We start from the raw sequence: 12,694 nt of genomic DNA on the forward strand, positions 1-12,694 counted from the left end.
GAGCATGGGTCAGGCTGGCTGGACACGGCGCGAATTTGGTGGCGGTGTCGCGTTGCTCGCGGCGGTGGTGGGAATGCCCGCAGTCGTTGCGACGCTGTCGAAACAGGACGAGGCGGACGCGCCGCGCGACCGCCAGCGCGCGATGATCCGCGACATCAGCCAGCTGGTGATCCCGCGCACCGGCACCCCGGGTGCGGGGGATGTGGGCGTGGGGGACTTCGTGATCCTGGCGCTCGCCCATGGCCTGGACATGAGCCGCATGCCGCTCGCACGCGACACGGCCCCCGCCAGCGTCGCCGGGCATTTGCGCAGCGACGACAGCCTGCGCCATCTCGACTGGCTGGAGGCCGAGCTCGACCGTGCGGCCAATGGTGACTGGCTGGGCAAGCCCGACGCGCGCCGCGCCGCAATCCTTGAGCGCTTCGATGCCGAGGCGTTTGCCGCCAAGGACCATTTATGGAAGACGGTGAAGGGGCTGATCCTGACCGGTTATTACACTTCGCAAACCGGCGGCGCGCAGGAGCTGCGCTACGAACTGACCCCCGGACGCTTCGACCCAGCAGTCGCGGTCAAGCCGGGCGAGCGCGCCTATTCGAGCGACTGGACCGCGGTGGAGTTCGGCTGATGGCGGACAACATGCAATTCGATGCGATCGTGGTCGGCTCCGGCATCACCGGGGGCTGGGCGGCGAAGGAGCTGACCGAGGCGGGGCTCAAGGTGCTGATGCTTGAGCGCGGGCCGATGATCGCGCACCAGACCGGCTATGTGAACGAGACCAAGGCGCCGTGGGACATGCCGTTTCGCGGGATCGGCGATGCCGAAAAATATGCGCGCGAATACCCGGTCCAGCGCGGCAATCGCCATTTCACCGAGTTTACCGAGCCGCATTTCGTCAACGACGCCGACAACCCTTATGCGACGCAAGAGGGCACCGCGTTCAACTGGTATCGCAGCTATAATCTGGGTGGGCGCTCGCTGACCTGGGGGCGGCAATCGTATCGCTGGTCGGACTATGATTTCGACGCCAACCGGCGCGACGGCAACGGCACCGACTGGCCGATCCGCTATGCCGACCTCGCCCCCTGGTATGACAAGGTCGAGGAGTTTATCGGCGTCTCCGGCGCGGCCGAGGGGCTGGCGCAACTGCCCGACGGACGCTTCCAGCCGCCGATGGCGCTCAATATCGTCGAACAGGCGGTGCGCGAGAAAATCTCCGCGCGTTGGCCCGACCGGCGGCTGACGATTGGCCGCACCGCCAATCTGACGCAGGCGAAGGACGGGCGCGGGGAATGCCAGCGGCGCGCAATCTGTGCGCGCGGCTGTTCCTATGGTGCCTATTTCTCGACCCAGTCCTCTACGCTGCCCGCAGCGCAAAAGACCGGCAACCTGACCCTGGTCACCGACGCCGTGGTCGAGAAGATCGACTATGACCCAGTCACGCGCCGCGTCACCGGCGTGCGCTGGATCGACGGCAAGACCAAGGCGCGCGGCCAGGCGGCCGCGCGCATGGTGTTCCTGAATGCCGGGGCGTTCAACTCGGTGCATCTGCTGCTCAATTCGGGCAGCGACGCAATGCCGACCGGTCTCGCCAATTCCAGCGGCGTGCTCGGCACGCATATCATGGATCATGCCAGCACCCTGTCGGCGATCGCTTTGTTCCCGGGTTTCGAGCAATGGACCACCTTCGGCAATCGCCCGACCGGTGTTGTGATTCCGCGCTTCCGAAATCTCGATGCGATCGACGGCGCTGGACATAGTCGGGGCTTCTCGTTCCAGGGCGGCGCGCTGCAATCGGGCTGGACGCGCGGCAAGCGTGAGGCGGGGATCGGGGCTGCATACAAGGATGCGCTGCAGCCGCCCGGCATGTGGCGGATGGTGCTCGTCGCCTTTGCCGACTGCGTGCCGCGCGCGACCAACCGCATCACGTTGGATCGCACGCGCACCGACGCCAATGGCCTGGCGATCCTCAAGGTCGAATTCGCGTTCGGCGCGGAGGAGCATGCTGCGCTGGCGCAGGCCAAGGCGGACGCCGCCGAGATGCTAGGCCATGCGGGCGGGAAGGTCATCATGGGCCTCGACCGCCCCAATCCGGGCGGCAGCGCGATCCACGAAATGGGCGGTGCGCGGATGGGTGCGGATCCGGCGACGTCGGTGCTCAACAAATGGAGCCAGGCGCACGACGTCGCCAATCTGTTCGTCACCGATGGCGCGCAGATGAGCTCGTCGGCGTGCCAGAACCCATCGCTGACCTATATGGCGCTCACCGCCCGCGCGGCCGGACATGCGGTCGAGCTGTTGAAGGAGGGGGTGATCTAGGTCACCCCCTCAGGCCTCACTTGGCCTCAAGCATTCCGATCGCGCCCAGCCAGCGGTGGAAATTCTCGATCCAGCCCGCTGACGCGGTGCCCGCGCGTCCGAGGCCGAAGCCATGGCCGCCATTGGCGAGCAAATGGAATTCGATCGGCTTGCCCGCAGCGCGATAGCTGTCGAGCAGCGGCAGGCCCTTTTCGCGGGTCAGCAAGAAATCGTCCGCCGCGATCGTGACGAACATCGGCGGTGCGTTGGTCGGCACCGTCATCGCCGCCATGTTGGGATAGATTGGCGCGGCAAAGGCCGGCATCGCCGCGCCGCCTTTTTCGATCACGGACCGGGTCAGGAAGCCACCGGCGGAAAAGCCCATGAACCCGATACGCTTCGGGTCCACGCCATAGCGCGCAGCATTATTGCGGACATGGGCCAGTGCGGCGAGGCCGTCAGCGAGCGCTTCGGGCGGGGTATCCTTGGGCGGTGCGAAGCCGACGCTTTCCCCTGCGATCATCCGGTTGAACTTGTCCTGCCACTCCGCATTGTCGCGCGGGGTGGGCAGCACGCGATATTTGAGGACGAAGGCGGCGATGCCGTGATTGGCGAGCCAGCGCGCCACCTGCCACCCCTCGGCATCGATCGCCAGGCCCAGAAACCCGCCGCCCGGAGCGACGATCACCGCGGCGCCGGTCGAGGGACCAGCGGGCAACACCGGAGTCAGCGTGGCGTGCGAGACGTTGCGCACCCCGATCGACCCGTTCTGCTTCATCCATTGCTCGCGATCCGGCGCGTCCTTCGGCGCAGTCGGCAGCGTGACCGCGCCCGGCTGGAGCGGCGCTTCGATCACATCGTAGCGGAAGCGGGGCGGCTCCTGCGCGGCGGCGGACGCGATGGCGAGGAACGCAGCAATGGCGCTCAGGCACGGGCGGATCATCGTAAGCCTCATACCGTCGCGGGCTGAAGCATCGGGCGGTGGTCGACCAGCAGCCACACGATGACTGCCCCAACGATCCCGACGACGCCGGCGACCAGAAACGCAGCCAGCATCGACCCGACTTGCGCGCGAACCACGCTCACCAGCAGCGGCGAGACAAACTGGCCAAAGAAGAAGCAGGCGGTCCACAAGCCCATGCCGCGTCCGCGATGGGCATAGGGCAGCTTGCGCTGGGCCCAGGCGATCAGCGTGACCACGCCCATGCCCGCACCCGTCTGTTGCACCATCATGCCCAGGATCATCATCCGCCAGTCGCTGGCGAGGCCGATGATGGTGAGGCCGGTGCCGAGCGTGGCGAGCAGCGCGAAAAGCTGGCCACGCGAACTGACCTGCCAGCGGCCGAGCAGCCAGAACACGCCCGCACCGACCAGGATGAACAGGCTGGGCAACGCGGTGATCCGCCCGATCTTGCCCGGATCCTTGACCCCCAGCTCCTGCCAGACCAGCCCGCCATTGATGATGAAGACATAATAGAGGACCGAAACGAACAGGGTCACGCTGCCGATCGTCGCGAGAACGCTCCACGGGATGCCGCCATCGGCGGTCTCACCCTCGACCCGCGCGGGGGCGACCTCACGCTGCGGCTCATACATGTAGCGCAGCATGGCCAGGAAGATCGGGAAAGCGACGAGGTAGAGCAGGAAGATGCCGTTCCAGCGCCAGGCGGTGAGTGCTCCGGCAAAGAAGATCATCACCGACGACAGCGCCGGGCCGATCAACCCCTGCATTGTCAGCCAGTTGCGGCGGCTCTTTTCATCCCAATAATCCGCGATCAGCGTGTTGAGCGTGGTCAGGATCGCCGCCTCGCTCAGCCCCAGCAACAGGCGCGAGGCATAGATGGAGTCGAGCGATTCGAGCAGGAACGGCGCGGAGCCGAAGATGCCGTAGAGCAGGGTCGAGCCGAGCAGCAGGCGTCGCCGTCCGAAGCGATCGACCATCAGCCCGACGAACAGCGCCGTGATCGCGATGGTCAGGCCGGGTGCGGAGACCATCGCCGGCACCTTCCAGCTGGCATTGGGATCAGCACCGAAATGCGCGATCATCGCCGGCACGGCCGGGAACATCGACACAATCGCCATGATCGGCAGGAACCCTGCGATGATCACGGTGAAGCCCTGAGCGGGGCCGGGTACCCGCGACGAGTCTGACTTGTGCAACGCCTTCACTCCCCTCCGGACGGACGCGCGACCACGCCCGCCACCTCAACATCGCGGTCGTGAATCGCCGCATTGGGTTGACGCTAGGCGAAACGGGCTCATAATAGAAGAATCATTTTAATTAGGGCTGTACCGCGGGTGCAACGCCCGGGATTTGCGGGGCGGCAGTCTATGGATGGAGGGGCAGGCGCGCCGCAGAACGGTGCCGCAGCGGCGCAGCTGACGGATCGTCAGCGCACGCTCGCCTTCCTCACCGTGCTGATCGCCTTCGTGCTCGAGGTCGCCGATACGACCATCGTGAACACCGCCTTGCCCGAGATCCGCCGCGCGCTGGATGCCTCGTCGGCGGCGATGCAGTGGATCGTTGCGGGCTATCTGCTGGTGCTGGGTGCGCTGTTGCTGCTCGGCGGACGGCTGGGCGACGCGTTCGGCTATCGCCGCATGTTCCTGATCGGGGTTGGGGGATTCATCGCCACCTCGGCGCTGTGCGGGCTGGCGCAAACGCCCGAGCAGCTGGTCATCGGCCGCCTGCTCCAGGGGGCTGCCGGCGCGATGATGGGGCCGCAGGTGATGGCGATCGTGCAGACGCTGTTCTCGCCGCTCGAACGCGTTGAACGGCTTGCCTGGTTCGGCGTGATCGGAGGACTCGCTGCGATCCTGGGACCGATCCTGGGTGGCTTGTTGATCGAATGGGACTGGTTTGGCCTTGGCTGGCGGCTGATCTTCCTGATCAATCTGCCGATCGGGTTAATTGCGCTGTGGCTGGGGTTGCGGACGATCCCGCAGCGCGGCGCCGGTCTCCCGCTGCAAATCGACCTGATCGGCGCGGCGCTGTTTGCGGCGGGCTTTGCGGCGCTGCTGTTCGCGCTGATCGACGGGTCGGAGCGGGGCTGGCCGGCCTGGGCCATTCCGTGCGCGCTCGTCGGAGTCGCCTTGGTCAGTGCGGGCTGGATCCGAGCATTGGCACGGCGGCGCGCGGGGCTGGCGGCGATCGTCGAACCTGCGCTGTTCCGCCTGATCACGTTCCGCTGGGGGCTGGTCGCGGTGCTGGCCTTCTCGGCAGGTGCGGCGGGCTTTCTGCTGGTGCTGGCAATCGCGTTGCAACAGGGGCTGGGCAAGTCCCCGCTCGATACCGCGCTAGCGCATGGTCCCTTTGGTCTTGGCGTGATGGCGGGGATCAGCCTGATCGGAAAGAAGTATCTGCCGCGCTTCGGCCGCTGGCTGCTGATCGGTGGTGCGCTGGTGATGATGACAGGGGCGAGCGGCGCGCTGATCCTGATCGCCGGTGGAACCGGCAGCGGCGTTGGCTTCTTCGCGCTGCTCGCAGTCGCGGGGATCGGCATGGGTATGCTGGCCGGGCCGTTGCCGCCGGTCGTGGTCGCCGATGTCGACCGCGCGTTCGCCGGGACTGCCAGCGCGACGCTGCGCACCGCGCAGCAGTTGGGCGGCGCGACAGGCATTGCGGCGATCGGCTCTGCATATTTCGCGGCTGCGGCCCAGACGGGTGGCGCGCTTGCGGGCTTGCCGGTGGCAGGTGCGCTTTTCATCATGCTGCTCCTGCTCGCTATCCTCGCGGCGTGGCGACTGCCGGCGGATATCTTCGGGGTGCGCGAAGAGAAAAGTCGCCGAGCATAGGAATATCATCGCCATCATGGGTGCTCGTCTGCGCCATTACGTGCGGCTCGACACTAAAAGGTTTGTCGTAGCGCGCCCCGGCATTCGACCGGTCGAGCACAATCGGGCGCATCTGCGATATCCACGACGCGCTTGCGAAGCGCCGGCCGGGTGCACCCCTTTTCCGGCCTTGATCTTTTGGCGAAGATCCGTATCGGAGGAGCGACAAAATAGCGGGATTGAGCCCGCCAGGCATACGAGTGCGTGACGCACCACGGGGCCGTGGAATGGGAAGGGATCCTATGTCTGCGGCGTATCAACTATCCTCCTGTATCGAATGGCAGTTTGCCGACGCTGGCGAACTCGATGCGCGCGTGCGCGCGGCCAAGGCGGCCGGCTTCGCGCTCGCCGAATTTCACCTGTGGCGCGACAAGCCGATCGACGCACTCGCCGCGGCGCTTGAGGAAACCGGCGTGCGGCTGACCAGCCTGTGCGTCGATCCGCGCCGCTCGATCGTCGACCCGGCTGAGCGCGATGCGATGGTCACGGCAGTACGCGAAACGATCGCCGCGACTGCGATCCTCGGCAAGCCGAACCTGATCGTCGCCTCCGGCTTCTGCGTCGATGGCATGAGCGAGGAAGAGCATTTCGCCAACGCCGTCACCGCCCTGCGCGCGGCGGCGGATGCAGCGGAGGAGGCGGGCGTCATGCTGCTGCTCGAGCCGCTCAACACGCAATTGTTCGCCACCATGTATCTCGTCAGCACCAAGCTCGGCCTCGATCTGGTCGAGGCGGTGGGCAGTCCGAACCTGCGTCTGCTGTACGATGTCTGGCACAGCGCCGTGATGGGCGAGGATATGGCGGAGGTGCTGGCAGGCCGCATCCACCTCGTCGCGCACGTCCAGGTCGCCGACATGCCCGACCGCAATGAGCCCGGCACCGGCAGCCTCGACTGGGCTCAGGTCACGCGCACGCTGCGCGACATCGGCTACACCGGGGCGATCGGCCTCGAATATTTCCCGACCATGCCGATGGACGAGTCACTAGCCCAGTCGCAGCGGATGCTCGCCGACTGAAGCCCGCCGGGCAGAGCTTCCAACCGCCGTCGCCGACGGCGCATCCTATAGACGGACGACGCAATGAACCTCGATCGGATCGCGATCAGCCTGGACCTGATCAACCGCCACTATCAGGAGCCGAACCGCAACCGGTTCGAGAGCCGCTATTTCTGGGAAGAACTCTACCCGCTGATCCGCGCGAGCGGGTTTCGCTCGATCGAGATCCCGTATGAGCCGGTCTGGCAGTTCGGCGGGCGCAGCGGCGTTCCGATGAACCGCTACTGCATCAACACCAAATATGAGTCGGCCGCCAACTATCGCGCCGTGCTGGCCGACAGCGGCATCGATCATGTGACAGGCGTGACGTTCGACCCCAATTTGTTCATGCGGAACGATAATCTCGACTTCTTCTTCGGCGCGAGCGGGCATTTCGCGGGTGAGGCGGTGGCGCATGCCGGTGATCTGGGGGCGGACTATTTCGCGATCAGTCCGTCACCCTATCATGGCCGCGTCGCGCACTATCACCCCGATCTGGAGGCGAAGCGCGCGGCCTTTACTGAGCGGACGCTTCAGTTGCTCGGCGGCTTGGCGGAAAAGGCCGCTGCGGCGGGCGTTACGCTGGTGCTGCGCAACGAATATTGGAGCCTGTTCCGTGGCGAACAGATCCTGTCCTTGCTCGACGCGCTGCCCGATGCGGTGAAGCTCGATGTCGATGTGGCGAGCCTGACGATCGCCGGCGTCGATCCGGCGGCGTTCATCGAAGCGCAGCAGGGCCGCATCGGCTGCGTACACCTGACCGATACGCAGTTCGTCGATCCGGGCGATGTGTGGAAAAGCGCGAACCCCGAATTCCCGGCGCATCGCGCGACGCAGGTGTTCCGCGATCCCGGTACGGGCAATGTCGATCTGCCCGGGATCGTTCAACTGCTTGATCGCCTGAACTATACCGGCCCGATCGTGTGCAGCGCGCGCCAGACGCGCGATCCCTTCCGCGCGCTGCTCCGCACGCGCGCGCTTCTCAACAAGCTACAGAACTAAGCCGGACGGAGCTGCCGCCATGCCCAATATCCGCTACGCCAATATGTGCCACTGGAAGACCATTCCGTACCGGCAGATCGACAATTTTCGCGAATTTTATTATGAGGATAAGACGAATAGCGCCTATTATTCCGATTGGGACACGATCCTGAAATATCAGTCCGTGCTGGGGTTTGACGGGATCGAGATCGCGCCCTGGGATCTGGCGGATATCCTCCCGCTGTTCGGGTCGCCCGAGAATTTCACGGCCTTCGCCAAGGAGCGCGGGGTCGAGGTGATCGGCATGTTTCACGGCGCCCATGCCTCGCATGACGCCGGCCATTTCGACGAAGCCGTGCGCGCCGGCCGTGAGGCCGTGGACACGATCGTCAAATTCGGCGGCACCTACATGAACACCTGTCCGACGCAGAATTATTGCGGGACCGGCCCGCTGAGCCGGGATCAGGTTCAGCAATGTGCAAAGGTGATGAACGAGATCGGTCGCTATGCCACCGATCACGGCGTCAAGATTGGCCTGCACAATGAGTTTTTCTGCGCGATCAATATCGAGAATCACCGCGAGCTGATCGAATCGACTGACCCGAAGCTGGTGCATTATTGCATCGACACCGCCCAGATTTCGATCATGGGCGAGGATCTGCTGACCTTCTACAATGACTATCACGACCGGATCAGCACCTTCCACCTGAAGGATACCGGCTCGGCGCGCCAGCCCGACAGCGTCCGCTACGCGCGCGATCCCGAAATTGCCGATGATGGCACGCGCTGGTTCTGGGAGCCGGGGCTGGGCGAACTCGATCTCAAGGGCCTGTACCGGCTGCTCAAGCAGCACGGGTTCAAGGGCTGGATGTCGATCGAGTATGACGGCTCGCCCGATCTCCTCGCGTCGATGGCGCTGACCCGCTACCACCTGGATAACGTGCTGCGCCCGATCTACGACTGAGGGCGGCTTGCCCGCCGCGCCGACCGGGTTCGGAGGGGGGGGGCGAGAGCGCGCGCGCGGTCGGTATCGGGCTGCCCGGGCGATCAGCCCGCCTGCGGGTAGTCGAAGCCTTTCTCGATAATGATTTCTGCGATCTTCTCGCGGCTGATCCTGATGAAGGCACTCGCGTCCTCGACACTCGGAATGGCGCTGTCGAACCGCGTCCCAAGGTCAAAGATCGCGCGAACGTCCTCCTTGTGGCGACTGATCGAATGAAAGATCCGGTCCATTTCTGCCGACAGGTTGCGGTAGATAGCCTGGAGGGGAGGATTGCGCGTGGCCTCTGCCAGAAGGTCAAAGCGATGCCGGGAAAGCCGGATCCAGTCTTCCGGGTTGAGCTTCGCCCTGCGGACCGCCCGCATAAGCTCGTTCTGTATGGCGTCCAACGCCGCAGCTTGCTCGAGCGTCATCCGTTCCTGACCCAACTGGATGATCAACGGCGACACCGCACTCCACACCGTGAAAAAGTCGTCCACGGACTTCAAGGTCAGTCCTGCCACGCGATAACCGCGGCGGGGGATGGTCTCGACAAGGCCATCATGGTTGAGGCGATCCAACGCCTCGCGCACCGGCATCGCTCCGAAGCCGGTCTCCTCTGATATCTCTCGCTCGGTAAAGCGCATTCGGGGTGGCATTTTCAATGACACGATCCGTTCCCGGAGAAGCGCATAGGCTTGGTCCGAGAGCGTCAGTTTTTGTCCATCTCGCTCTGCCATCCAACCACTCCAGTTCGGCGTCGCGCCTCAGCACCCATGCCTCCGCCAGCGCGCGCTGACAAGATTGCAGCGCTTGACCGGGACAGCGTCGGCATGCAACGGTGATATATCACGAGAAAACGGGTGTGGTTGCATCGCTGCACTGCTTTAAAAATTGGGAGGGGGCGAAATGCCAAAGTTGCAGAAGATCCTGGTTGTCGGCGCGGGCATCGGTGGCCTGTGCACAGCGATCGCGCTTGCCCGGATCGGCGTCGAGGTCGACGTCATTGAAATCAAGCCGGACAATTCGGTCCCAGGCGTCGGATGGGGCTTGCGGACCAATGGGTTGCGGGCTCTGCGCGAGATTGGGCTGCTTGAATCGACGCTCGCCCTTGGGTTTCCGACGCCGCCGCTTTCCTATTACGATCGGAATGGCCGGCATGTGGTCGATATTCCATATGGGCGCCAGTTCGACGGGATGCCGAACAACGTCCAACTGCCGCGCCTGGGCTTTCTGGAGATGGCCAGCGCCCATGCCCGGGAGGTGGGTTGCACCATCAAGATGGCGACGACGGCTGTCGACATCGAGCCGGATGCCGACGGGGTTACGGTTGAGCTGAGCGACGGATCGTCGGGCCGCTATGATCTCGTGATCGGCTTCGACGGCATCAATTCGAGTATTCGGCGCTATTTGTTCGGCGAGAAGCACGTCCCCACGCCAAGTGGCGGCGTGGCCTGGCGCGCCCCGGTGCGGGCCCCGGACACACTGAAGGGCGCGATGTTCTGCCACGGCTTCGGCGGCAAAGTCGGTTTCGTCCCGCTGGCTGGCGGCATGATGTACGTGATCGTCACGCATTATGAGGAAGGTCGTCCACGTCACGATCCCGCAGCCTTCCCAGAGCTCATGTATCAAAGGGCGCGGGCGATGATGGGCGATTCCGTCTTCATGGCGGAGGAGATCGCATCGCTGCGGACTGCCACCAACGTCGCCTATACTCCGCTCGACACCGTCATGGTGCCATATCCGTGGCATCGGGGGCGGGTCATGATCATGGGCGACGCCGCACACGCCATGACCCCCTATCTCGGATCGGGCGCCGCGATGGCGATCGAGGACGGGGTGGTCTTTGCACAGCTCCTGCAGAGCGACGACACGCTCTACGACGTGCAGACCAAGTTCATGGCCAGGCGGTACCCGCGCGTGAAGACCGTGTGGGATACGTCACTGCAGATGATGCACGAGGAGTTCGACTCCGCGACCCCCGAGGCGCTCGAGCGACGCCTGGCGCACCTCGTGAATGAAGAGCCAGCCGCGCTCGACTACGTCCACCGCATTCTGGAAAGCGATTACTGATGACTAGAGACCCTATTGCGAGGCTGTCCGTCAATGCGGGCGTTTCGATCGGCGATATGCGCAAGCTCCACGGTACGACGGGCATTCCTGCGCCGGCCCCCGGCACCGAGAGCGTTCCCGACATTCTGGACGTGTGGAGGGCGGCGCATGTGACGCTCGTCCGGTCATACGACTGGGTGTCGCGGCTCGATACAGTCGATAACCCTACGAGCCTGTTTCCCGACTGGTCGGCCGACCCGAGCGATCCGGCGAACTATAATTTCGCCGGGACCGATGCGTGGGTCAGCCAGGTGCGTTCGCTCGGCGCGGACATCATGTTTACCATCGCCAGCGAAATTCCGGCGAACAAACAGCCGGTCCGTGACTTGGCGAAGTACGAGCAAGTGGTCGAGAACATCGTGCGCCACTATGTATGCGGGTGGGGCAATGGGTTCGAAAACGCCATCACGCATTGGGAATTCGGGGATCAGCCCGACTTCGGCAGCCTGCATTTTTCCGGCACGCCCGAGCAATTCTATCACATGTATGCCGCCGCTGCGCGCGCGGTGAAGTGTGTCGACCTCGGCCTTCAGTTTGGCGGACCGTGCATCGCGTTTCCGTTGAACGAAGGCCCGTTCCGCGAAGGGTTGCTGACCTTCATCAAGGATCAGTCGCTGCCTTTGGATTTCCTGTCGTGGATGTGGTACGGCGACAACTCACGCGATCCGCTCGATTTCCGCACGATTGCGGCAGAGGTCCGTACGGTCGCCGACCAGCATGGGTTCGGCGGTACCAGGCTTATGCTCTCCTATTGGAGCATGACCGGCATTCCGACGGCGAAATTCGAAGACGCCGACAACGCGGCCTTCATCGCGGCGGCGGCCGTCTACATGCAGGACTCGGCGGTCGATCAGGCGATCTTCTTTCGCGCCGATACGGGGGCTGATTTCCACTATAAGTTCCGGGATCCCGCCGGGATCTTCGAACCCGATGGCAGTGAGAATGCGCGGACGAGCGCATTCCGCCTGGTCGGTCGAACCTTGGCCGCGACGGAGCGTCTCGCTGTTTCGGGTGGAGATGAAAAGGGATTTGCAGCGCTGGCTGGCCAGACCGCGGACAGCGACACCGTTCGCATTCTGATCGCCAACTACGCCATCCCGGACTCCTACCTCAACGCCCGGGATCGCGACGTGTTCGAATTCCAGGTGCCGATCGGCGCCGAACGCGTGAACATGTCCTTGAACGTTCCGCCCAGGCGCGTCGACGCCGGGAGCGTGGGATATACCGGCTATACGCTAGAGGTCAGCGATCTCCCTTGGGGCCAGGGCCGCTACAAGGTCGTCCGATATCGCGCAGACGCACAGCATAGGGGCGACATGCTGGGATCGTACGAAGGCGAGGGCACCAGTGTCACCATCGAGAGCAGCCTGCCGGCACCCGGCGTGGAGCTGATCGAGATTACGCGTATCCCGTCTTGAGGCGCGTTATGGGAGGACTATAAAATGGGCGGGCACCATGT

At 64.4% G+C, this 12,694-nt stretch carries 11 protein-coding genes; 8 read left to right on the forward strand and 3 right to left on the reverse strand.

Annotated elements, in window-relative coordinates; translation table 11 throughout:
* The first annotated feature begins 4 nt into the window (after positions 1–4).
* Positions 5–625 carry a gluconate 2-dehydrogenase subunit 3 family protein gene (locus KYX69_RS00615; RefSeq protein ID WP_300492594.1) on the forward strand — a complete coding sequence of 207 codons (621 nt, stop codon included), beginning with the start codon at positions 5–7 and terminating at the stop codon, positions 623–625.
* Positions 625–2,316 carry an FAD-dependent oxidoreductase gene (locus KYX69_RS00620; RefSeq protein WP_300492595.1) on the forward strand — a complete coding sequence of 564 codons (1,692 nt, stop codon included), beginning with the start codon at positions 625–627 and terminating at the stop codon, positions 2,314–2,316. Before KYX69_RS00615 ends, KYX69_RS00620 begins: the two co-directional genes overlap by 1 nt.
* Positions 2,317–2,332: 16 nt before the next feature.
* Here KYX69_RS00620 and KYX69_RS00625 read toward each other — a convergent pair whose 3' ends face one another.
* Together KYX69_RS00625 and KYX69_RS00630 are read right to left on the reverse strand one after the other, a co-directional pair.
* Positions 2,333–3,238 carry an alpha/beta hydrolase gene (locus KYX69_RS00625; RefSeq protein WP_300492596.1) on the reverse strand — a complete coding sequence of 302 codons (906 nt, stop codon included), beginning with the start codon at positions 3,236–3,238 and terminating at the stop codon, positions 2,333–2,335.
* Between the two features lie 8 nt (positions 3,239–3,246).
* Positions 3,247–4,455 carry an MFS transporter gene (locus KYX69_RS00630; protein WP_300492597.1) on the reverse strand — a complete coding sequence of 403 codons (1,209 nt, stop codon included), beginning with the start codon at positions 4,453–4,455 and terminating at the stop codon, positions 3,247–3,249.
* Between the two features lie 171 nt (positions 4,456–4,626).
* On the opposite strand from KYX69_RS00630, the gene KYX69_RS00635 reads away from it, so the two are divergent.
* From KYX69_RS00635 to KYX69_RS00650, 4 genes are all read left to right on the forward strand, one after another.
* Positions 4,627–6,090, forward strand: coding sequence for an MFS transporter (locus KYX69_RS00635; RefSeq protein ID WP_300492598.1), 1,464 nt, complete (start codon positions 4,627–4,629; stop codon positions 6,088–6,090).
* Between the two features lie 281 nt (positions 6,091–6,371).
* The gene (locus tag KYX69_RS00640) at positions 6,372–7,145 is read left to right on the forward strand and encodes a sugar phosphate isomerase/epimerase family protein (protein WP_300492599.1); all 774 of its coding nucleotides are present in this window, start codon (positions 6,372–6,374) and stop codon (positions 7,143–7,145) included.
* A gap of 63 nt (positions 7,146–7,208) precedes the next feature.
* Positions 7,209–8,165: a sugar phosphate isomerase/epimerase gene (locus KYX69_RS00645; RefSeq protein ID WP_300492600.1), complete on the forward strand. Its 957-nt coding sequence runs from the start codon at positions 7,209–7,211 to the stop codon at positions 8,163–8,165.
* A gap of 19 nt (positions 8,166–8,184) precedes the next feature.
* Positions 8,185–9,108, forward strand: a complete 924-nt coding sequence (locus tag KYX69_RS00650) for a sugar phosphate isomerase/epimerase (RefSeq protein ID WP_300492601.1) — start codon at positions 8,185–8,187, stop codon at positions 9,106–9,108.
* 83 nt (positions 9,109–9,191) lie between these two features.
* Here KYX69_RS00650 and KYX69_RS00655 read toward each other — a convergent pair whose 3' ends face one another.
* The gene (locus tag KYX69_RS00655) at positions 9,192–9,863 is read right to left on the reverse strand and encodes a GntR family transcriptional regulator (RefSeq protein ID WP_300492602.1); all 672 of its coding nucleotides are present in this window, start codon (positions 9,861–9,863) and stop codon (positions 9,192–9,194) included.
* A 178-nt stretch (positions 9,864–10,041) separates the two neighbouring features.
* On the opposite strand from KYX69_RS00655, the gene KYX69_RS00660 reads away from it, so the two are divergent.
* Together KYX69_RS00660 and KYX69_RS00665 are read left to right on the forward strand one after the other, a co-directional pair.
* Positions 10,042–11,196, forward strand: coding sequence for an FAD-dependent monooxygenase (locus KYX69_RS00660; RefSeq protein ID WP_300492603.1), 1,155 nt, complete (start codon positions 10,042–10,044; stop codon positions 11,194–11,196).
* Positions 11,196–12,653 carry a hypothetical protein gene (locus KYX69_RS00665; protein ID WP_300492604.1) on the forward strand — a complete coding sequence of 486 codons (1,458 nt, stop codon included), beginning with the start codon at positions 11,196–11,198 and terminating at the stop codon, positions 12,651–12,653. The genes KYX69_RS00660 and KYX69_RS00665 overlap by 1 nt, the downstream gene beginning before the upstream one ends.
* Positions 12,654–12,694: the final 41 nt, after the last annotated feature.

It is taken from the genome of Sphingomonas sp., assembly GCF_030145815.1.
GTDB lineage: Bacteria > Pseudomonadota > Alphaproteobacteria > Sphingomonadales > Sphingomonadaceae > Sphingomonas.